The organism is Sphingomonas colocasiae (genome assembly GCF_019880585.1).
In the GTDB taxonomy this organism is placed as follows: Bacteria; Pseudomonadota; Alphaproteobacteria; order Sphingomonadales; family Sphingomonadaceae; genus Sphingobium_A; species Sphingobium_A colocasiae.
Window position 1 is genome coordinate 227,326 of record NZ_JAINVV010000013.1, and the last position, 21,191, is coordinate 248,516.

14 protein-coding genes are annotated in these 21,191 nt (G+C 66.2%); 8 read left to right on the forward strand and 6 right to left on the reverse strand.

What is annotated here, in order from left to right; translation table 11 throughout:
• Positions 1 to 142 precede the first annotated feature (142 nt).
• From rpoB to K7G82_RS26405, 4 genes are all read left to right on the forward strand, one after another.
• Entirely contained in the window at positions 143 to 4,294 is a 4,152-nt protein-coding gene (rpoB, locus tag K7G82_RS26390) for a DNA-directed RNA polymerase subunit beta (protein WP_222992949.1), read from the forward strand.
• 71 nt (positions 4,295 to 4,365) lie between these two features.
• Complete coding sequence (rpoC, locus tag K7G82_RS26395) at positions 4,366 to 8,619, forward strand: DNA-directed RNA polymerase subunit beta' (RefSeq protein ID WP_222992950.1); 4,254 nt, start codon at positions 4,366 to 4,368, stop codon at positions 8,617 to 8,619.
• A gap of 133 nt (positions 8,620 to 8,752) precedes the next feature.
• Positions 8,753 to 10,804: an amidohydrolase family protein gene (locus K7G82_RS26400; RefSeq protein WP_222992951.1), complete on the forward strand. Its 2,052-nt coding sequence runs from the start codon at positions 8,753 to 8,755 to the stop codon at positions 10,802 to 10,804.
• Positions 10,805 to 10,974: 170 nt separating this feature from the next.
• Positions 10,975 to 11,532: a CHAP domain-containing protein gene (locus K7G82_RS26405; RefSeq protein WP_222992952.1), complete on the forward strand. Its 558-nt coding sequence runs from the start codon at positions 10,975 to 10,977 to the stop codon at positions 11,530 to 11,532.
• Positions 11,533 to 11,719: 187 nt separating this feature from the next.
• Here the strand turns inward: K7G82_RS26405 and K7G82_RS26410 are convergent, their stop codons facing one another.
• The 4 genes from K7G82_RS26410 to K7G82_RS26425 all read right to left on the reverse strand — a co-directional run bounded on the left by K7G82_RS26410 (position 11,720) and on the right by K7G82_RS26425 (position 13,989).
• Positions 11,720 to 11,995 carry a DUF3297 family protein gene (locus K7G82_RS26410; RefSeq protein ID WP_222992953.1) on the reverse strand — a complete coding sequence of 92 codons (276 nt, stop codon included), beginning with the start codon at positions 11,993 to 11,995 and terminating at the stop codon, positions 11,720 to 11,722.
• 95 nt (positions 11,996 to 12,090) lie between these two features.
• Positions 12,091 to 12,936 (reverse strand): S1 family peptidase, encoded by an 846-nt coding sequence (locus tag K7G82_RS26415; RefSeq protein WP_222992954.1) that lies wholly within the window; start codon positions 12,934 to 12,936, stop codon positions 12,091 to 12,093.
• Positions 12,936 to 13,349, reverse strand: coding sequence for a DUF350 domain-containing protein (locus K7G82_RS26420; protein WP_222992955.1), 414 nt, complete (start codon positions 13,347 to 13,349; stop codon positions 12,936 to 12,938). The genes K7G82_RS26415 and K7G82_RS26420 overlap by 1 nt, the downstream gene beginning before the upstream one ends.
• 247 nt (positions 13,350 to 13,596) lie before the next feature.
• Positions 13,597 to 13,989 carry a hypothetical protein gene (locus K7G82_RS26425; protein WP_222992956.1) on the reverse strand — a complete coding sequence of 131 codons (393 nt, stop codon included), beginning with the start codon at positions 13,987 to 13,989 and terminating at the stop codon, positions 13,597 to 13,599.
• 229 nt (positions 13,990 to 14,218) lie between these two features.
• Here K7G82_RS26425 and K7G82_RS26430 point away from each other — a divergent pair, with 229 nt between their 5' ends.
• The 3 genes from K7G82_RS26430 to K7G82_RS26440 are packed head-to-tail and all read left to right on the forward strand — an operon-like array spanning position 14,219 to position 17,185.
• Positions 14,219 to 15,109 (forward strand): intradiol ring-cleavage dioxygenase, encoded by an 891-nt coding sequence (locus K7G82_RS26430; RefSeq protein ID WP_222992957.1) that lies wholly within the window; start codon positions 14,219 to 14,221, stop codon positions 15,107 to 15,109.
• 60 nt (positions 15,110 to 15,169) lie between these two features.
• Complete coding sequence (locus tag K7G82_RS26435; RefSeq protein ID WP_222992958.1) at positions 15,170 to 15,916, forward strand: response regulator; 747 nt, start codon at positions 15,170 to 15,172, stop codon at positions 15,914 to 15,916.
• A gap of 6 nt (positions 15,917 to 15,922) precedes the next feature.
• The gene (locus K7G82_RS26440) at positions 15,923 to 17,185 is read left to right on the forward strand and encodes a HAMP domain-containing sensor histidine kinase (protein ID WP_222992959.1); all 1,263 of its coding nucleotides are present in this window, start codon (positions 15,923 to 15,925) and stop codon (positions 17,183 to 17,185) included.
• On the opposite strand, the gene K7G82_RS26445 is transcribed toward K7G82_RS26440, so the two are convergent.
• The gene (locus K7G82_RS26445) at positions 17,186 to 18,838 is read right to left on the reverse strand and encodes an FAD-dependent oxidoreductase (protein ID WP_222992960.1); all 1,653 of its coding nucleotides are present in this window, start codon (positions 18,836 to 18,838) and stop codon (positions 17,186 to 17,188) included.
• 126 nt (positions 18,839 to 18,964) lie between these two features.
• On the opposite strand from K7G82_RS26445, the gene K7G82_RS26450 reads away from it, so the two are divergent.
• Positions 18,965 to 19,264 (forward strand): UBP-type zinc finger domain-containing protein, encoded by a 300-nt coding sequence (locus K7G82_RS26450; protein WP_222992961.1) that lies wholly within the window; start codon positions 18,965 to 18,967, stop codon positions 19,262 to 19,264.
• Between the two features lie 48 nt (positions 19,265 to 19,312).
• Here the strand turns inward: K7G82_RS26450 and typA are convergent, their stop codons facing one another.
• Entirely contained in the window at positions 19,313 to 21,145 is a 1,833-nt protein-coding gene (typA, locus tag K7G82_RS26455; protein ID WP_222992962.1) for a translational GTPase TypA, read from the reverse strand.
• Between the last annotated feature and the right edge of the window lie 46 nt (positions 21,146 to 21,191).

Genomic DNA, 21,191 nt, shown 5'->3' on the forward strand with positions numbered 1-21,191 from the left:
GCGCAGCGCATCGGACGAATGGATCGGCTGGGGTTCCAGGACGCCGAAGCTGCTGTTTTTCCGGACGGAAAGACTGCGGCTTTTGGCGTTTTTGCGCCGAAGAATTCTGACTGACGCAACCGACCGATAGGGCAAAACCGACATGGCGACCAAGGCAGCTCCCCTCCCGAGCACCGCGAAGAAGCGCATCCGCAAGGTTTTCGGCAACATCCACGAAGTGGTGCAGATGCCGAACCTGATCGAGGTTCAGCGCGAATCCTACGAGCAGTTCCTGCGCTCCGATCCCAAGATCGGCTATGTCTCCGGTCTCGAGAAGACGCTGCGCTCGGTTTTCCCGATCCGCGATTTCGCCGGCACCGCCGAACTCGATTTCGTCAATTACGAGCTGGAAGATCCCAAGTTCGACGTCGAGGAATGCCGCCAGCGCGGTATCACCTATGCGGCGCCGATGCGCGTCACGCTGCGCCTGATCGTGTTCGAGGTGGACGCCGACACGGAAACCCGCTCGGTGCTCGATATCAAGGAGCAGGACGTCTACATGGGCGACATGCCGCTCATGACCGAGAACGGCACCTTCTTCATCAACGGCACCGAGCGCGTCATCGTCAGCCAGATGCACCGTTCGCCGGGCGTGCTGTTCGACCATGACCGCGGCAAGACCCACGCCTCGGGCAAGTACCTCTTCGCCGCGCGCGTCATCCCCTATCGCGGCTCGTGGCTCGATTTCGAATTCGACGCCAAGGACATCGTCAACGTCCGTATCGACCGCAAGCGCAAGCTGCCGGTCACCGCCCTGCTCTATGCGCTCGGCCTGAATTCCGAGGACATCCTCGGCTATTTCTACAACAAGGTGACGTTCGTACGCGGCGAAGGCGGCTGGGTGATCCCCTTCACGCCCGAACAGTGGCGCGGCCAGAAGCCGGCGTTCGACGTCGTCGATTCCAAGACCGGCGAAGTCATCTTCCCCGCCGGCCAGAAGATCAGCCCACGTGCCGCCAACAAGGCGCAGAAGGACGGGCTTGAGCAGCTCCTGATCCCGACCGAGGAGATCTTCGGCCGCTATTCGGCGTTCGACCTGATCAACGAGGCGACCGGCGAGATCTATATCGAAGCCGGCGACGAAGTGTCGCCGGACAATCTCGAAAAGCTCGACAAGGCGGGCGTCGATCGCATCGAACTGCTCGACATCGATCACGTCAACACCGGCCCCTGGATCCGCAACACGCTGAAGGCCGACAAGGCCGAGGATCGCGACCACGCGCTCAGCGACATCTATCGCGTCATGCGCCCCGGCGAACCGCCGACGCGCGAGACCGCCGAAGCGCTGTTCGCCGGCCTGTTCTTCGATCCCGAGCGCTACGACCTGTCGGCCGTCGGCCGCGTCAAGCTCAACATGCGCCTCGACCTCGACGCCGAGGATACGGTGACGACGCTGCGCACCGAGGATATCCTGGCCGTCGTCAAGACGCTGGTCGATCTGAAGGACGGCAAGGGCGAGATCGACGATATCGACAATCTCGGCAACCGTCGCGTCCGTTCGGTCGGCGAACTGCTCGAGAACCAGTATCGCATCGGCCTGCTCCGCATGGAGCGCGCGGTGAAGGAGCGCATGAGCTCGGTCGACGTCTCGACCGTCATGCCCAACGACCTGATCAACGCGAAGCCCGCGGTCGCCGCGGTGCGCGAATTCTTCGGTTCGTCGCAGCTCTCGCAGTTCATGGACCAGACCAACCCGCTGTCCGAAGTGACGCACAAGCGCCGCGTTTCGGCGCTCGGGCCGGGCGGCCTTACCCGCGAGCGCGCGGGCTTCGAGGTGCGCGACGTCCATCCGACGCATTATGGCCGCATCTGCCCGATCGAAACGCCGGAAGGCCCGAACATCGGTCTGATCAACTCGCTCGCGAGCTTCAGCCGGGTCAACAAGTACGGCTTCATCGAGACGCCATACCGCAAGGTCATCGACGGCAAGGTCACCACCGAGGTCGTGTATCTCTCGGCGATGGAAGAGGCGAAGCACACCATCGCGCAGGCGAACGCCGAGCTCGATGCCGAGAACGGCTTTGTCGAGGATCTGATCTCCGCCCGCGAGGCCGGCGAGTTCCTGATGGCGCCGCGCGATCACATCACGCTGATGGACGTCAGCCCCAAGCAGCTCGTGTCGGTCGCCGCATCGCTCATTCCGTTTCTGGAAAACGACGACGCCAACCGCGCGCTCATGGGATCGAACATGCAGCGGCAGGCGGTGCCGCTCGTCCGCGCCGAGGCGCCGTTCGTCGGCACCGGCATGGAAGAGACGGTCGCGCGTGACTCGGGTGCCGCCATCGGCGCCAAGCGCGGCGGCATCGTCGATCAGGTCGACGCGACCCGTATCGTGATCCGCGCCACCGGCGACGTCGAGGCCGGCAAGTCGGGCGTCGACATCTACACGCTGATGAAGTTCCAGCGCTCCAACCAGAACACCTGCATCAACCAGCGCCCGCTGGTGAAGGTAGGCGACATCGTCAACGAAGGCGACATCATCGCCGACGGTCCGTCGACCGAGTTCGGCGAACTGGCGCTGGGCCGCAACGCGCTCGTCGCGTTCATGCCCTGGAACGGCTACAACTACGAAGACTCCATCCTGATCTCCGAGCGGATCGTGAAGGACGACGTCTTCACCTCGATCCATATCGAGGAGTTCGAGGTGATGGCCCGCGACACCAAGCTCGGGCCGGAAGACATCACGCGCGACATCCCCAATGTCGGCGAGGAAGCGCTGCGCAACCTCGACGAAGCGGGCATCGTCTATATCGGCGCCGAGGTCGAACCGGGCGACATCCTGGTCGGCAAGATCACGCCGAAGGGTGAAAGCCCGATGACGCCGGAAGAAAAGCTGCTCCGCGCGATCTTCGGCGAAAAGGCGTCCGACGTGCGTGACACGTCGCTGCGCCTGCCCCCGGGCGTCGCCGGCACGATCGTCGAGGTGCGCGTGTTCAACCGCCACGGCATCGACAAGGACGAGCGCGCGATGGCGATCGAGCGCGAGGAGATCGAGCGCCTGAAGAAGGACTCGGACGACGAGCGCGGCATCCTCAACCGGGCGAGCTATGGCCGCCTGCGGGAGATGCTGCTCGGCCAGGTCGCGACCGCGGCGCCCAAGGGCGTCAAGAAGGGCTCGGAGATCGACGAGTCGCTGCTGGAGGAAGTCGAGCGCCACGAATGGTGGAAGTTCGCGGTCCAGGACGACAAGCGCCAGGCCGATCTGGAAGCCGTGAAGGCCCAGTATGACGAGGCGGTCAAGCTCATCAACGAGAAGTTCGAGGACCGTCGCGAGAAGCTGGAGCGCGGTGACGAACTGCCCCCGGGCGTGCTCAAGATGGTCAAGGTCTTCGTCGCTGTGAAGCGCAAGCTGCAGCCGGGCGACAAGATGGCCGGCCGCCACGGCAACAAGGGCGTCATCAGCCGGATCCTGCCGGCCGAAGACATGCCCTTCCTGGAAGACGGCACCCCCGTCGACATCGTGCTGAACCCGCTGGGCGTGCCTTCGCGCATGAACGTCGGGCAGATCTTCGAGACGCATCTCGGCTGGGCCGCGCGCGGCCTGGGCCGCCAGATCTCCGGTGCGCTGGAGCAGTGGCGAGAGGCCAATCCGAACGGCACCGGCGGCAACGCGCCGCAGGTGGTGATCGATCGGCTGAAGACGGTCTATGGCGAGCATTATGTCGCCGAGATCGAGGCCCGGAACCCCGAGCAGATCATCGAGCTGGCGGGCAACCTGACCGGCGGCGTGCCGATGGCGACCCCGGTGTTCGACGGCGCCCGCGAGTCCGACGTGGCCGACATGCTGGAACTGGCGGGTCTCGATCCGTCGGGCCAGGTGGAGCTGTTCGACGGCCGCACCGGTGATGCGTTCGACCGCAAGGTGACCGTGGGCTACATCTACATGCTGAAGCTGCACCACCTGGTCGACGACAAGATCCACGCGCGTTCGATCGGCCCCTACTCGCTCGTCACCCAGCAGCCGCTGGGCGGCAAGGCGCAGTTCGGCGGCCAGCGCTTCGGCGAGATGGAGGTGTGGGCGCTCCAGGCCTATGGCGCCGCCTACACGCTGCAGGAGATGCTGACGGTGAAGTCGGACGACGTGGTCGGCCGCACCAAGGTCTACGAAGCGATCGTCAAGGGCGACGACACCTTCGAGGCAGGCATTCCGGAGAGCTTCAACGTTCTCGTCAAGGAAATGCGCTCGCTGGGCCTGAACGTCGAGCTGAAGAGCATCGAAGACAGCGAAGACGGCCTGGCCGAGGCCGCGGAATGACGGACGGCGTGCCGCCCATGGCGGCACGCTTCCTCCGCCCGGAAATTTGACCCTTCATAAGGGACTGAGACATGAACGAACTGACCAATTTCGCCAATCCGATCGCGAAGCCCGAGACCTTCGACCAGATCCAGATCGGCATCGCCAGCCCGGAACGCATCCGTTCCTGGTCGTTCGGCGAGATCAAGAAGCCGGAGACGATCAACTACCGCACGTTCAAGCCCGAGCGTGACGGCCTGTTCTGCGCGCGCATCTTCGGCCCGATCAAGGATTACGAGTGCCTGTGCGGCAAGTACAAGCGCATGAAGTACAAGGGCATCGTCTGCGAGAAGTGCGGCGTCGAGGTGACCGTTTCGAAGGTTCGCCGCGAGCGCATGGGCCATATCGAACTGGCCGCCCCCGTCGCGCACATCTGGTTCCTGAAGTCGCTGCCGTCGCGCATCGGCCTGCTGCTCGACATGCAGCTCAAGCAGCTTGAGCGCGTCCTGTACTTCGAAGCCTATATCGTCATCGAACCCGGCCTGACGCCGCTTGAGAAGTATCAGCTCCTCACCGAGGACGAACTGCTCGACGCGCAGGACGAATATGGCGAGGACGCCTTCAGCGCCGGCATCGGCGCCGAGGCCGTGCGCCGCATGCTCGAGGAACTCGACCTGGTCGGCGAGCGCGAGGACCTGCTGAAAGAACTGGCCGAGACCAAGTCCGAACTGAAGCCCAAGAAGATCATCAAGCGGCTGAAGGTCGTCGAGAGCTTCATCGATTCGGGCAACCGCCCCGAATGGATGATCCTCGAGGTGATCCCGGTCATTCCGCCCGAACTGCGCCCGCTGGTACCGCTGGACGGCGGCCGTTTCGCGACGTCGGACCTGAACGACCTGTATCGCCGCGTGATCAACCGCAACAACCGCCTGAAGCGGCTGATGGAACTGCGCGCGCCGGACATCATCGTCCGCAACGAAAAGCGCATGTTGCAGGAAGCCGTCGACGCGCTGTTCGACAACGGCCGTCGCGGCCGCACCATCACCGGCGCCAACAAGCGTCCGCTGAAGTCGCTCAGCGACATGCTCAAGGGCAAGCAGGGCCGCTTCCGCCAGAACCTGCTCGGCAAGCGCGTCGACTATTCGGGCCGTTCGGTGATCGTGACCGGTCCGGAACTCAAGCTGCACCAGTGCGGCCTGCCCAAGAAGATGGCGCTCGAGCTGTTCAAGCCGTTCATCTACGCCCGTCTCGACGCCAAGGGTCTCTCCATGACCCTGAAGCAGGCGAAGAAGTGGGTCGAGAAGGAGCGCAAGGAAGTCTGGGACATCCTGGACGAGGTGATCCGCGAGCATCCCGTGCTGCTCAACCGCGCGCCGACGCTTCACCGCCTCGGCATCCAGGCGTTCGAGCCCGTGCTGATCGAGGGCAAGGCGATCCAGCTTCACCCGCTGGTCTGCTCCGCGTTCAACGCCGACTTCGACGGTGACCAGATGGCCGTGCACGTGCCGCTGTCGCTGGAAGCGCAGCTCGAAGCGCGCGTGCTGATGATGTCGACCAACAACATCCTCAGCCCCGCCAACGGCAAGCCGATCATCGTGCCGTCGCAGGACATGGTCCTGGGCCTCTATTATCTTTCCATGCTGAAGGAGAACGAGCCCGGCGAAGGCATGCTGCTCGCCGACATGGCGGAGGTGCATCAGGCGCTCAACGCCAAGGCGGTGACGCTGCACACCAAGATCGTCAGCCGCGTTCCGCAGACCGACGAGAATGGCCAGCCCTATCTGAAGCGCTTCGAGACGACGCCGGGCCGCATGCTGCTGGGCGAAACGCTGCCGAAGAGCCACAAGGTGCCGTTCGAAACGGTCAACCGCCTGCTGACCAAGAAGGAGATCGGCGACGTCATCGACATCGTCTATCGCCACACCGGCCAGAAGGAGACCGTGCTGTTCGCCGACGCCATCATGGCGCTGGGCTTCCGTCACGCGTTCCGCGCCGGCATCTCGTTCGGCAAGGACGACATGATCATCCCGGGCGAGAAGGAAGGCCTGGTCGACGAGACCCGCGAGCTCGTGAAGGATTACGAGCAGCAGTATCAGGACGGCCTGATCACCCAGCAGGAAAAGTACAACAAGGTGATCGACGCCTGGAGCCGTTGCGGCGACCAGGTGGCCGCGGCGATGATGAAGGAAATCCAGGCCGTCAAGAAGGACGAGAACGGCCGCGAGAAGCCGATCAACGCCATCTACATGATGGCGCACTCCGGTGCGCGTGGTTCGGCCGCCCAGATCAAGCAGCTCGCCGGCATGCGCGGCCTGATGGCCAAGCCTTCGGGCGAGATCATCGAGACGCCGATCATCTCGAACTTCAAGGAAGGCCTGACCGTCCTTGAATATTTCAACTCGACCCACGGCGCCCGCAAGGGCCTGGCGGACACCGCGCTCAAGACCGCAAACTCGGGTTACCTGACCCGTCGTCTGGTCGACGTGTCGCAGGACTGCGTCGTGATCGAGGAGGATTGCGGCACCGAGCGCGCGCTGGAGATGAAGGCGATCGTTCAGGGCGGCTCGACCATCGCGTCGCTCGGCGAGCGTATCCTGGGCCGCACCACGGCCGAGGACATCGTCGACAGCAAGAGCAACGAAGTGCTGATCCCCGAAGGGACGCTGCTCGACGAGCCGATGATCGCCGCGATCGAGGCCATCGGCATCCAGTCGGTCAAGATCCGCTCGCCGCTGGTCTGCGAATCGACCCAGGGCGTCTGCGGCAAGTGCTACGGACGTGATCTGGCGCGCGGTACGCCGGTGAATATCGGCGAGGCCGTGGGCGTGATCGCGGCGCAGTCGATCGGCGAGCCGGGCACGCAGCTGACGATGCGGACCTTCCACATCGGCGGCGCGGCGCAGCTCAACGAGCAGTCGAACCTGGAAGCGGTTTCCGACGGTACCGTCGAATATCGCGACCTGCGTATCATCGTCGATCAGCGCAACCGTCGCGTCGTCCTGGCGCGTTCGGGCGAGCTGGCGATCATCGACTCCGAAGGCCGCGAGCGCGCGGTCCATCGCCTGCCCTACGGCGCCTATGTGCTGGTCGAGGACAAGGCGAAGGTTTCGAAGGGCGATCGTCTGGCCGAATGGGATCCGTTCACCATGCCGGTGATCACGGAAAATCCGGGCGTGGTGAAGTATCAGGACCTGATCGACGGCAAGACGCTGACCGAGCAGGCCGACGAAGCCACGGGCATCACCCAGCGCGTCGTGATCGAGTATCGCGCGCCGACCCGTTCGAAGGAGGATCTGCGTCCGCGCCTGACCCTGCTCGATGCGGCATCGGGCGAGGCCGGCCGCTACATGCTGACGCCGGGCACGACGCTGTCGGTGGAGGACGGCCAGGAAGTGCGGGCCGGCGACGTGCTCGCACGCGCCAGCCGCGAGGCCGCCAAGACCCGCGACATCACCGGCGGTCTGCCGCGCGTCGCCGAACTGTTCGAAGCCCGCAAGCCCAAGGAAAACGCGATCATCGCGAAGGTCTCGGGCCGCGTCGTCTTCGGCAAGGACTATAAGGCGAAGCGCAAGATCGGCATCCAGCCCGAGGATGGCGGCGAGGTCGTCGAGTATCTGGTGCCCAAGTCCAAGGTCATCGACGTGCAGGAAGGCGATTACGTCAAGCGCGGCGACAACCTGATCGGCGGCTCGCCCGATCCGCACGACATTCTCGAGGTCCTCGGCATCGAGGCGCTCGCGGAATATCTCGTGTCGGAAATCCAGGAAGTCTATCGACTCCAGGGCGTGAAGATCAACGACAAGCACATCGAGGTGATCGTTCGCCAGATGCTGCAGAAGGTCGAGATCACCGATGGCGGCGACACCACCCTGCTCGCCGGCGAGCAGGTGGACCGCGAGGAGATGGACGAGATCAACGCCAAGCTGACGAACGGGCTCCGCCCCGCTCAGGGCAAGCCGGTGCTGCTCGGCATCACCAAGGCGAGCCTGCAGACGCGTTCGTTCATCTCGGCCGCGTCCTTCCAGGAAACGACCCGCGTGCTCACCGAAGCGTCCGTGCAGGGCAAGTCGGACACGCTGATCGGCCTCAAGGAGAACGTGATCGTCGGTCGCCTGATCCCGGCCGGCACCGGCGCGGGCATGAACCGCATGCGCGTCACCGCCTCCAGCCGCGATGCCGCGCTTCGCGCCAGTCAGCGCGCCTGGCAGGAAAGCCTGATCGCCCCCAATTCGGCGGCGGAAGAGCATGAAGCGGAACTGCGTCAGCCCGTCGAAGCCGATACCGGTGACGATCCGCTGGCCGTGGTCGTGGCCGACACCAATGGCGAGGACGGCGCCGAAGCGTAAGCTCAACGCCGAACTGGCTTCAAGAAACCCCGCCGGAGCGATCCGGCGGGGTTTTTCTTTGGCCCTGACGCGATTGCGGCATTCCCTTGTTTCGTGCGACCAACGTCGAGGATCCGAACTGAGGGCGCCCCGCATGAAACCCATCGCATTCGCAACCATGGCCGCGCTGATCGCCATCGCCTCCCCCGCCGCCGCGCATGGGGACACGCCGCAAACGGCGGAGGCGGGCCTGGCCGAAGCCGCGCTCGCCAAGCCGCCGGCGGACGCGCGCAAATGGCGCATCACCTCCAGCGCCGGTCCGCATGGCGAGATCAGCCTGTGGACGGCCGCGGACGGCAGTCGATGGTCGCGCCAGAGCCTGTTGCTGCGCGGCTTCAAGACCGAGATCGACCAGCGCTTCACGCTCGCGCCCGATGGCGGGTTCGAGACGATCGAGATCCGGGGCAGCACGCCACAGGGCAATGCCGCTGAGAGCTATTCGGCCAGATCCGGATACAGGACGCCCGTCGACAATGGCCCGCCCGCCCCCGCCGGCACGCTCTACATGCCCTTTGGCGGCACGATCGACATCCTCGCCCATGCCGTCGAAACCCTGCGCAAGGCGCCGGGCGGCACCTTGCCGCTCGGCCCCTCCGGCCGCGCGACCATCTCCGAGTTGACCAGGGCCACGATCTCGAACGGCCGGACGAGCAAGACGCTGACAGCCTATGCCGTTGGCGGCTTCAGCCTGTCTCCCATGCCCGTCTGGTTCGACGGCGACCGCTTCTTCGGCATGGCGAGCTACCTGGCCTTCCTGCCCGACGGTTGGGAATCCGCCGCGCCGGCACTGATGAAAGCGCAGGACGAGGCGCTGGCCGCCCAAGCCCCCGCATTGCTCGCCAGGATCGCACCCAAGGCGACCGCGCCCGTCGCCTTCCGCAATGTCCGCCTCTACGATGCCGAGCGCCGGGCGTGGCGCGACGGCATGAGCCTGGTTGCCGACAAGGGCCGCATCGTCGCGGTGGGCGCGGCCGCGTCGGTGACGATCCCGGCGGGCGCGACGGTCTTCGACGGCGCCGGCAAGACGCTCGTGCCGGGGCTGTGGGACAGCCATATGCATTATGGCGACGACGCCACCGGCCCATTGCTGCTGGCGCAGGGCATCACCAACGTCCGCGACCCCGGCAACGATGTCGAGACCGGATCGGCGCGGCGCGCGCGGATCGAGGCGGGCACGCTGCTCGGGCCGCACAGCGTGCCATCCATGCTCATCGACGGCGCCGGCCCGCTCGCCGCCCAGGGCGCGGTGACGGTTTCCGACGAAGCAGGCGCGCTGGCGGCGGTCCGCCGCGCCAAGCAACTCGGCTTTTTCGGCGTGAAACTCTACGGCTCGCTCGACCCCAGGCTGGTCAAGCCGATCGCGGCGGAAGCGCATCGGCTGGGCCTGCGCGTCCATGGCCATATCCAGCGCACGCGCCGCCCCGCGGAGGCGGTCGCCGACGGCTATGACGAGATCACCCATATCAACTGGGTGATCATGCAGGGCATGCCGCAATCGGTCATCGACCAGTCGAACGGGCTGCAGCGCTTCTACGGCCCCTATCGCTACGGCCCCACGCTCGATTTCAAGGCGGAGCCGATGGACTCCTTCCTGGCCGAACTCGCCCGTCGCAAGATCACGATCGATCCCACCGTCGCGACCTTCGAAGGCGATTACATGCCGCGCGGCGAACTGCCGCCCGCCTATCGCCCCTTTGCCGGCACCCTGCCGCCCCAGGTGGATCGCGGATTGCGCGGCGGCGGGCTCGCCCCCACGCCCGAGGTTTCCACCGCGCAGATCGAGAAGGGCATCGGCGCCTACAAGCGCATGGTGAAGGAACTGCACGATCGCGGCATTCCGATCGTCGCCGGCACGGACGGTTATGGCATCGAGCTGGTCCGCGACCTGGAACTCTATGTCGAAGCGGGCTTGAGCCCCGCCGATTCGCTCGCCACCGCGACCATCGTTCCGGCGACGCAATTCGGCATGGGCGCCGAAACCGGATCGCTGACGGTGGGCAAGCGCGCCGATCTGTTCCTCGTCTCGGGCGATCCGTCGCAACGGATCGGCGACCTCCGCCATGTCGAGGTCGTGATGCATGACGGCCGGCTGATGAAGGCCGGCGATCTCCGGGCGGCGGCGGGGTTGAGCGGCCCGCCACGCTGACGCATTCCCCCGGAAAGGCGGCCGGGCTGTGACCGAGCGCACGGCGTTCCGGCCGCTCATCCCGGACTCCCAACATCTCGCCGCAAGACGGCCCGTTTCGGCGCCCGCCCCTATTTTCCCCCGGCGAACTTCCCGGCAAGCAAGCTGGCAGGGACGCAAAGGGGGATTCGATGACATCGCGAGCTGCAAAGGCGCTTCTCGGCGCACTGGCTGTTCTCGGCGCGGCGTTCGCCGCCGTCTCGCCCGCTTCCGCGCAATTCTGGCAGTGCGCGCCCTATGCCCGCGAGATTTCCGGCATCCAGATCCGCGGCAACGCGAACACCTGGTGGGATCAGGCGGCCGGCAAGTACGAGCGCGGCCATGAACCCAAGATCGGATCGGTGCTCGCGCTCAAGTCCTTCGGCCGCATGCGTGTCGGCCATGTCGCGATGGTCAGCAAGATCGTCTCCGACCGCGAAGTGCTGCTCACCCATGCCAACTGGTCGCGCGGTGGCGCGATCGAGCGCAATGTTCGCGCGATCGACGTTTCCGAAGCCGGCGACTGGAGCAAGGTGAAGGTGTGGTACGCCCCGATGGGTGACCTCGGCCTGACCGCCTATCCCGCCTATGGCTTCATCTACGCGGATGGCGATGACGGCGATGTCGCCCCCGCCCCGGCCAGGAAGTTGCAGTTCACCGAGAATCGGCTGGCCAGCATCGGCACGCTGATCGACGGCCTCCGGAACTGATCCGGACCGTCCTCCCCGCGAGAGCCGAACCCCTTCGCCCGAGCCCCCGCTATCAAGGCAAAGCACAGGTTCGCTTTCGCGGGGTATTTTTTGGACATCGCAAAGCCTTCGCCGCCGGCTGATCGCCGACGGCGGATTTCGTCTTTATGCGGGCAACCCGACGAGCCCGGCTCGCCAAGCCCCGATATTATTCCTGATCGGTCGCCGGATCCTCGGCGGCGTCGCTCTCCGCCTCGAACCATGCCTCGACGGGGCCGCTGAGCTTGATCGTCAGCGGCTTGCCGCGACGATCGAGCGACTTGCCCGCCTGGACGCGGATCCAGCCTTCGGAGATGCAATATTCCTCGACATTGGTCTTCTCGACGCCCTTGAAGCGGATGCCGACGCCGCGCTGCAACAGCGCGGGATCGTGGAAGGGGCTGTCCGGATCGACCGACAGGCGGTCGGGAGGGGTGTCGCTCACTGAATGTCTTCCCGATGAGATGATGGCGCGGTCCCTAAAGCGAGCGTGCGGTCATCGTCAATGGCAGCAGGGCCGAATGCGATGCGCCGACATGATCAACCCGTGACTTCGCAGAAAACCTGCCGGATCGCGCCCGCACGCACCAGCGAGACGAAGCGCGACACGGCGGCGCCATTGTCCGTGATCGGCGTGACCGGATCGGGTTCGGCCGCTGCACGGCTCGCACGCACGAGATTGATCGCCTGCGCCGGATGGGTGGTGAGCACCCTGCCCCGCCGGTCGCTCGACGCCGAATTGATGCCGACGACCCGGCCGAACCGATCGAGCGTCGGCCCGCCACTGATGCCGCCCAGCGTGTGATCGAATTCGGGCATGCGATCGACCTCCGCCCAGGCGAGAATGGGTTGCGCCGTCCCGCCCGCGCGCACCGCATTGGCCTCGCCGATGAAGCGGCTGTGGATCACGGCCGGGCGCCCGGCCGGAAAGCCCATATGATATCCGTCGTCCCCGCGGCGCGGAATCTCACGCGCGAGCGGCAGCGCGACGCCGCTCGGCAAGCCATCGGCGATGATCGCCGCGTCGCTCACCGCGCTGGCGACGACGCGGTCGACACGTTCGGCCCGGTCGGGCGCGGTGGCGAGCCCGATCAGATTGCAGCCGTTCACGACATGCTCGGCGGTCAGCCACAATCCGTTGCGCGCGATCGCGAAGGCCGTGCCCTGGCTGTCGCGCGGCGGCCCCGGATCCTCGATGCCATATTGCGGCGCCATCTCCGATGGCGGAACCACGGGAATCTCCCCATTCGCGCCCGCTTCCGGTATCGCGGGCCGGCGCACCTCGACATCCGGCGCATCGCGACCGCCGTCGAAGGTGAGCACGGCGCCGATGAACAGCGCGAGCAGGATGGGAAAGGCGCAGCCGCCGCGCCGCCCGGATGCCATCAGCCGGAAACTGCCGCCGCGATCAGCATGGCGACGGAGATCTTCATCGAGGCGAGGAAGATCGCGGCCGACACTTCGTCATGCTCGATGCGTTTGGGCAGATGGTGCAGCACCAGATCCACCGCCCGAAAGGCGAGTACCTGCAAGAACAATGTCACCGCGCCCCAGATCACGATATCCCAGACGTTGATCGAATTGCCGAGGCAAAAAGCCATCGGAATGGCGAGGCCCAGCGCGGCGCCGCCGAGCGACACCGCCGCCGCCGTATTGCCCTGGCGGATCAGCTCCATTTCCTTGTGCGGTGTCAGCCACAAATAGGTGGACAGCGCGAACAGGAAAACGGCGAGCGAAACCGCGAGATGGAGGAGGAAAACGGGCAGGCCCGCGACAAGGCTCTGAAGAACGGGCTGCATCGATACTCCCTCGTCGATTCCGGATCGCGGTGACGCCTTGTCTATAGCATCACGCAAAAACGTCGATGCCAGAACGAAACCGCGCCCGCCCAGGGAGTGGGGCGGACGCGGCGATCAAGGACGGGGCGGGAGCGTTTCCACGAAAAGTGGCAACGCTCTTGTCTTTCGCGGTCGCATTTTCCAGGCCGTTAACCGTAGACGGTCAACTCGAAAATGCTTCAGCCAGAAAACAGCCGCCCCGGCCTCGTCAACGGCAGTAACGGACGCGCACGCGGCGCCCATAATAGGGATCCCACACCCGGCGGGTGTAGCAGCCGCGATCATAGCCCCGGTAACGATAGGGCCGATCGTAATAACCGCGATCATAGCCGCGATATCGGTACGGCCGGTCGTAATAATAGGAATCGCCGTAATAGCCGCGATCATAATAATAGCCGCGGTCGTAACGATTGTTCGACGCCAGCGCGGCGCCGATCGCGAGCCCGGCCACGCCCGCCGCGATCGCGGCGCCGCCACGGTCGCGATGATGATAACGGTCATACCGGTCATAACGCCGCTGCGCCTCGGCAGGCGTCCCGGCCATGGCAAGCGTCGCCGCGCCCAGCGCGATCGACGTCGCCTTCACGATCATCGAGTTCATCCTGTGTCTCCTTCCGTCGCCTCGCAGGGTCACGGCCCGACTCGGCACGCAACGCCCGGATCAGACAGACTCTACGCATGGCCACCTGAACCGGTTTCAAATGAGATATTCATCGGGCCGACAGGAACGCCGCCTGAAACAGAGTGAAACATCCTGTCGGGCGGCGGACATACGCGCGCACGACAAGCCTGCCATGCCCGATGCCATCAACGGCCAAAGGGACATGGCGATGGCGGATATCAATGAACATGATCGCGGACTGGCGCACGATCTGGCGACGATCGGGGCAAGGCTGATCGGGCGCAGGCGGGCGCTGTCCCTGTTCGCGTCGGCGGGCACCGCCGCGCTGGTTTCCGGGTGCGGCGGCGGATCCGACAGCGGCACGGGCACGATCGTCTCAACACCGACGCCGACTCCAACGCCGACACCCACACCGACCCCTACGCCCACCCCCACGCCTGCCGGAAGCTGCACGGCCTATGCCGTCGAAACCAATGGCCCCTATCCGGCGGACGGCACCAACACATCGAGCGGCGCCACATCCAATGTGCTCACCTCCAGCGGCGTGATCCGCAGCGATATCAGGTCGAGCTTCATCGGATCCACCACGCAGGCGGCGGGCGTGCTGCTGACGATCACGCTGACCGTGGTCAACGCCAACGCTAGCTGCGCGCCGTTGGCCGGCTATGCGATCTATATGTGGCATTGCGATCGCGACGGGCGCTATTCGCTCTACGACCTGCCCGCCGAAAGCTATCTGCGCGGCGTGCAGGTGACCGACGCCAACGGCCAGGTGACCTTCACCACCATCTTCCCCGGCTGCTATTCGGGCCGCTACCCGCATATCCATTTCGAGGTCTTTTCCAGCATCGGCAACGCCACCGGCGGCCGCTACGCGGTGCTGATCTCGCAGCTCGCCATGCCCGCGACCGCCTGCGCCACCGTCTATGCCAGCAGCGGCTATTCAACGAGCGCGACCAATTATGCGCGCACCGCGATCGCATCGGACAATGTGTTCGGCGACAACAGCAGCGCGCAGATGACCGCGATGACGCTCACCGCCACGGGCGGCGTCGCCGCAGGCTATACCGCGACGGCGGTGATCGGCGTCGCCACCTGATCCGCGATCGATCCGTGGGGGACGGATCATTGCGGAGCCATTGCCCGGGGGGTAGGAATCATGGTCGAAACGCCTGCTCATGCGATCGGCCCGGACGTGAATTCGAACAACCATATCCTTGTGGTCGACGACGATCCCGGCATCCGCGAGGTGATCGGCGATTTCCTGTCCGATCATGGATATGATGTCGTGCGCGCCGCCGACGGCAGGGCGATGCGCGCGGCGATGGCGGCCCGCCCTGTCGATCTGATCGTGCTCGACATGATGATGCCGGGCGAGGACGGCCTGTCGATCCTTCGCTCGCTCGACCCGACGACGATGCCCGCCGTCATCATGCTCTCGGTCATGGGAACCGATGTGGACCGGATCGTCGGACTGGAACTCGGCGCGGACGATTATCTGGCCAAGCCCTGCAATCCGCGCGAATTGCTCGCGCGCGTCAGGGCGGTCCTGCGCCGCCGCGACGAGCGCGCCGCCGGCGCGACCGAACCGCCGATGCTGCATTTCGCCGGCTGGCGGATGGATCCGGCCGCGCGCACCGTGACCGATCCGGATGGGGCGCCGGTGACGCTGACAAGCGGCGAATTCCGCCTGTTGCTCGCCTTCGCCGAGCGACCGCGCCGTGTGCTGACCCGCGACATGCTGCTCGATCTGGCCTGGCGCGGCGACGGCGACTCGTTCGATCGCGCGATCGACGTCCAGATCAGCCGCCTGCGACGCAAGCTCGCGCGCGCGGGCGAAGAGGAGCTGATCCGCACGCTGCGCAACGAGGGTTATCTGTTCGTTCCCGCGGTCAGGCGGGGCTGACGGCCAATGGCGGTTCGTCCAGGCGGCGCCATCACGGGCCGGATCGTGCTGCTGGTGGCCGCCTGCGTGCTGCTGGCCGCGCTGGTCAATTTCGCCATCACCTTCAACGGGCCGCCGCCCAAGCCCGCGCCCTATCGCACCGAGGATCTGGCGATCGCGCTGGCTGGCGGGCGGGTGCCGGGGCCCGGGCAGCCGCCACGGATCATGCGAAGCGCCACGCCGCCCGCACCGCGTGACGGCGAGTTCCGCAATCCGGCGCTGGAAGCCGAGCTTGCCCGCCGCCTGAACCAGCCCGCCGATACAGTGCGCGCCTGGGCCCGGCATGGCGGACGCCGCGATCTGCGGGGCAGCTTCACCGTCGCGATCAGGGACGGACCGGGATGGCGCGTCGCGACCACACGGCCCGAACCCTGGCTCAGCCGCTGGCATCTCGTCACCATCGGCGCGATGACGGCGACGCTGATCCTGCTCACCCTTATCGGATGGGTGGTCGCGCGCGCGATCACGCGGCCATTGGCCAGGCTCGCCGAAGCGGCGGACGCGGTCAGCGTGAACCATCATGGCGCGCCCGCCGACATTTCCGGCCCGCCGGAGATCGCGCGCGTCGCGCACGCCCTGAACGCGATGCGGGCAAGGCTGGTCGACCATGTCGCCCAACGCACCACGATGCTGGCGGCGATCACGCATGATCTCGGCACGCCGCTGACGCGCCTCGCGTTCCGGATCGAGCGGCTGCCCCCCGCCGACCGCGCGCGCGCGATCGCCGATATCGAGGAGATGCGCGCGATGATCCAGAGCGTGCTGGAATTCGCGCGCGGCGAAAGCAGGCCGCATCGGGCGCTCGACCTCGCCCCCCTGCTCGACGGGCTCGCCGATGACATGGCGATCACCGGCGCGCGGATCGAACGCCAGGTGGCGGCGCCCCTGCCGATGATGGGTGACCCCGCCGCGCTGCGCCGCCTGTTCAGCAATCTGGTCGACAATGCGTTGCGCTATGGCGGCAATGCCCGGATCGACGCCACGACCGGGAATGGCAGGATATGCGTGACCGTGGATGATGACGGGCCGGGCATTCCCGCCGCGCTCGCGGCCAGCCTGTTCGATCCCTTCGTTCGCGCGGAACCCTCGCGCAGCCGGGAAACAGGCGGAATCGGCCTGGGCCTGTCGATCGCGCGCAATATCGCCGAGGCGCATGACGGCCAGATCGTCGCCGGCAATCGCGACGGCGGCGGCGCGCGCTTTACGGTCTCGCTGCCGCTGGCCGGCTGATCAACGCGCGACCGATTCCAGATGGCGATGGATCGCCTGGACGACCACCGATCCCTCGCCCACGCCCGACGCCACGCGCTTGACCGAGCCTGACCGGACGTCTCCGACCGCGAAGATGCCGGGCCGGGTGGTGGCGTAGGGGGACCCGCCCTCCCCGGTGCGGACGAAGCCGGCATCGTCTAGATCGAGGCAGCTCCCCAACCAGTCGGTGCTCGGAACCGCGCCGATCATGACGAAGAGCGCGCCGACCGGCTGCGCCCGCGCCGCGCCGGTCCGGCTGTCGCACCAGGTGACCGCATCGAGGGCGTCGTCGCCATGCAGTTCGGTGACGGCGCAATAGGTATGCAAAGTGATCCGGTCGGACGCCGCGATCCGATCGATCAGATAGCTGGACATGGTTTCCGCCAGCCCGTGCGAGCGGACCAGCATGTGCACATGCGACGCCGCGCGCGACAGGAACATCGCCGCCTGGCCCGCCGAGTTGCCGCCGCCGACGACCACGACCGGCTGGTCCGCGCACAGCCCCGCTTCCATCGCGGTGGCGGCATAGTGGATCCCGGCCCCTTCGAAACGCCCATAATCGGGCAGGTCGAGCTTGCGATACCGGGCGCCGGTGGCAATCACGACGACGCGCGCGCGCATCGATGCGCCGTCCGCCAGCGTCAGGCGATAGGGCTCGCCGGCGCCGCCGCATTCGAGCGCCGTCACCTCCCGCGACACCGCAAGCCGCGCGCCGAATTTCTGCGCCTGCACCTGCGCCCGCCCGGCGAGCGCCTGGCCCGAGATACCGGTGGGAAAGCCCAGATAATTCTCGATCTTCGAACTGGTGCCCGCCTGTCCGCCTGGCGCCGTGCCTTCGATCACCACGGTTTCCAGCCCTTCGGACGCCGCATAGACCGCCGCCGCGAGGCCCGCCGGCCCGGCGCCGACCACCGCGACATCGTGAACATGATCGGGATCGATATGCACGGCGATGCCGATGCAATCGGCCAGAGCGTGGTTGCTCGGGTTGCGCAGCACCCTGCCGTCGCAGATCACCACGGGCAGTTCGTCGGCCGCAACGCCGAAATGCGCGAGGAAACCGGCCGCCTCGCCATCCACCTCGGTATCGATGGTGCGATGCGGATAAGCGTTGCGCGTGAGGAACGCGTTCAGCCGCACCATTTGCGCCGAATGGCCGGGGCCGACCAGCGTGACCCCGCCCTGCCCCTGTGACAGCAGCGCGACGCGGCGCAGGATGAAGGCGCGCAGGATGATTTCACCGATATCGGGCTCGGCGGTGATCAGCCTGCGGAAATCGGCGCGGGCGATGCGCAGGACGCGGGTGTCGCCGGCGACGCGGGCGGAAACCAGCGCCTTGGCGTCGTTGAACATGGTGACTTCGCCTGTGAACTGCCCGGCCCGATGCGAGACCACGAAGCGGACGGCGCCGCAATCGTCGTGATCGAACACGTTCACGCCGCCATCGAGGATGACGAAGAACTCGCTGGTCCGGTCACCGCGCCGGAACAGATACTCGCCGTCGCCAACCGCTTCCTCGGCGCCGAACGGCGCGATCCGCGCGATCATCTCGTCCGGCAGCACCGGGAATGTCTGTGCCTCGCGGGCAAGCGGGTCGCTGGGGTCGCGGAGAATCGAGTCGCTGTCGGCCATGGGCGGAAGCGTAACGACCCTTCGCCTTGCAATCGAGCCGCCATTGGAATGATTTCGAGGCAGGTGGACTCACCTGCCGGCCCGAAAATCATGGCCAACAAACGAATATTCTGCGACGCTCCGCCCATGAGCGGCTGCAGCCATCTCGATCGCTTCGCGGAGGTCACGCCCGGAACCGACGGCTGCGCCGAATGCCTCGAGCAGGGCGGCCGCTGGGTCCATCTGCGCATCTGCCGCGTGTGCGGCCATGTCGGCTGCTGCGACCAGTCCCCCGGCAAACATGCAACCGCGCATTTCCATGAAAGCGGTCATCCCGTCATGGAAAGCTACGATCCGCCCGATCCCTGGGGCTGGTGTTATGTCGACGAGGTGATGATCGACCTGGGCGCATCGGTGACGCCGCACCCGAAGGGCTGGCGCTACTGATCCTTGCGCGGGACGGCATCGCGGCCCACCGGCCGCGATGCCCGTGCCTCAGGCCGCCTGCTTCGCCCGGTTGGCGCGCTTGCGCTCGTGCGGATCGAGGTGGCGCTTGCGCAGGCGGATCGACTTGGGCGTCACTTCCACCATCTCGTCCTCGTCGATATAGGCGATCGCCTGTTCCAGCGTCAGCTTGCGCGGGGGCGTCAGGCGGATCGCGTCGTCCTTGCCGCTCGCCCGGAAGTTGGTGAGCTGCTTGGACTTCATCGGATTGACCTCAAGGTCTTCCGGCTTGGCGTTCTCGCCGATGATCATGCCCTCGTACAGCGCTTCGCCCACGCCGACCATGAGCACGCCGCGCTCCTCGAGCGGGCCGAGCGCATAGGCATTGGCCTCGCCCGCGCCGTTCGAGATCAGCACGCCATTGGCGCGGCCCTCGATCGCACCCTTATAGGGTCCGTATTTCTCGAACAGGCGGTTCATGATGCCCGTGCCGCGCGTGTCCGACAGGAATTCGCCATGATAGCCGATCAGGCCGCGCGAGGGGGCGGAGAAGGTGATGCGCGTCTTGCCGCCGCCCGAGGGGCGCATATCGGTCAGCTCCGCCTTGCGGATCGACATCTTCTCGACGACGGTGCCCGAATATTCCTCGTCCACGTCGATCACGACGGTTTCATAAGGCTCTTCGCGGCCACCGGTCTCGCCCTCGCGGAACAGCACGCGCGGACGGCTGATGCCCAGCTCGAAGCCTTCGCGGCGCATCGTCTCGATCAGCACGCCGAGCTGGAGTTCGCCACGGCCGGCGACTTCGAAGCTGTCCTTGTCCTCGGCTTCGGTCACCTTGATGGCGACGTTCGATTCGGCCTCGCGGAACAGGCGGTCGCGGATCATGCGCGACGTCACCTTGGTGCCCTCGCGGCCCGCCATCGGCGAATCGTTGACCGCGAAGCGCATCGACAGCGTCGGCGGATCGATCGGCTGCGCCTGCAGCGGCTCGCTGACCGCCGGATCGGCGATGGTGTTGGCAACCGTCGCGGTGGTCAGACCGGCGATCGAGATGATGTCGCCCGCCTTCGCCTCGTCGACGGGAACGCGCTCCAGCCCGCGGAACGCCATGATCTTCGATGCGCGGCCGCTCTCGACCACCTTGCCCTCGGCGTCGAGCGCATGGATCGGCATGTTGGTCTTGACCGAGCCCGAAAAGACCAGGCCGGTCAGGATGCGGCCAAGGAAATTGTCGCGATCGAGCAAGGTCACCAGGAACTTGAACGGACCGTCCGGGTCGGCCGAGGGCGCGGGCACATGCTCGACGATCTTCTTGAACAGCGGCGTCAGCGTGCCTTCGCGCGCCGCGGGATCCTCGCTCGCATAGCCGTTGCGGCCCGATGCGAAGAGCACGGGGAAATCGAGCTGCTCGTCGGTCGCGTCCAGGCTGACGAACAGGTCGAACACCTCGTCCAGCACTTCCTGCGTCCGCTCGTCGGGACGGTCGATCTTGTTGACGACGACGATCGGGCGCAGGCCCAGCGCCAGCGCCTTGCCGGTGACGAACTTGGTCTGCGGCATCGCACCTTCGGACGAATCGACCAGCAGGATCACGCCGTCGACCATCGAGAGAATGCGCTCCACCTCGCCGCCGAAATCGGCGTGGCCGGGCGTATCGACGATGTTGATGCGGGTCTTCTCGCCCTCATGATCCCATTCGATCGACGTGCACTTGGCGAGAATCGTGATGCCACGCTCTTTTTCGAGATCGTTCGAGTCCATCGCCCGCTCTTCGACGCGCTGATTGTCGCGGAAGGTGCCGGACTGGCGGAAAAGCTGATCGACGAGAGTGGTCTTGCCATGATCGACGTGCGCGATGATGGCCACGTTGCGGAGGCTCATTGACTGTTCCGATGCTGGGAATGCGTTTCAGCGCGGGCCCATAGCC

What these genes read in the sequence shown, in the direction of transcription:
- rpoB (WP_222992949.1), top strand. Translation starts at nt 143, where the DNA reads ATGGCGACCAAGGCAGCTCCCCTCCCGAGCACCGCGAAGAAGCGCATC.
- rpoC (WP_222992950.1), top strand. Translation starts at nt 4,366, where the DNA reads ATGAACGAACTGACCAATTTCGCCAATCCGATCGCGAAGCCCGAGACC.
- K7G82_RS26400 (WP_222992951.1), top strand. Translation starts at nt 8,753, where the DNA reads ATGAAACCCATCGCATTCGCAACCATGGCCGCGCTGATCGCCATCGCC.
- K7G82_RS26405 (WP_222992952.1), top strand. Translation starts at nt 10,975, where the DNA reads ATGACATCGCGAGCTGCAAAGGCGCTTCTCGGCGCACTGGCTGTTCTC.
- K7G82_RS26415 (WP_222992954.1), bottom strand. Translation starts at nt 12,936, where the DNA reads ATGGCATCCGGGCGGCGCGGCGGCTGCGCCTTTCCCATCCTGCTCGCG.
- K7G82_RS26420 (WP_222992955.1), bottom strand. Translation starts at nt 13,349, where the DNA reads ATGCAGCCCGTTCTTCAGAGCCTTGTCGCGGGCCTGCCCGTTTTCCTC.
- K7G82_RS26425 (WP_222992956.1), bottom strand. Translation starts at nt 13,989, where the DNA reads ATGAACTCGATGATCGTGAAGGCGACGTCGATCGCGCTGGGCGCGGCG.
- K7G82_RS26430 (WP_222992957.1), top strand. Translation starts at nt 14,219, where the DNA reads ATGGCGGATATCAATGAACATGATCGCGGACTGGCGCACGATCTGGCG.
- K7G82_RS26435 (WP_222992958.1), top strand. Translation starts at nt 15,170, where the DNA reads ATGGTCGAAACGCCTGCTCATGCGATCGGCCCGGACGTGAATTCGAAC.
- K7G82_RS26440 (WP_222992959.1), top strand. Translation starts at nt 15,923, where the DNA reads ATGGCGGTTCGTCCAGGCGGCGCCATCACGGGCCGGATCGTGCTGCTG.
- K7G82_RS26445 (WP_222992960.1), bottom strand. Translation starts at nt 18,838, where the DNA reads ATGGCCGACAGCGACTCGATTCTCCGCGACCCCAGCGACCCGCTTGCC.
- K7G82_RS26450 (WP_222992961.1), top strand. Translation starts at nt 18,965, where the DNA reads ATGAGCGGCTGCAGCCATCTCGATCGCTTCGCGGAGGTCACGCCCGGA.
- typA (WP_222992962.1), bottom strand. Translation starts at nt 21,145, where the DNA reads ATGAGCCTCCGCAACGTGGCCATCATCGCGCACGTCGATCATGGCAAG.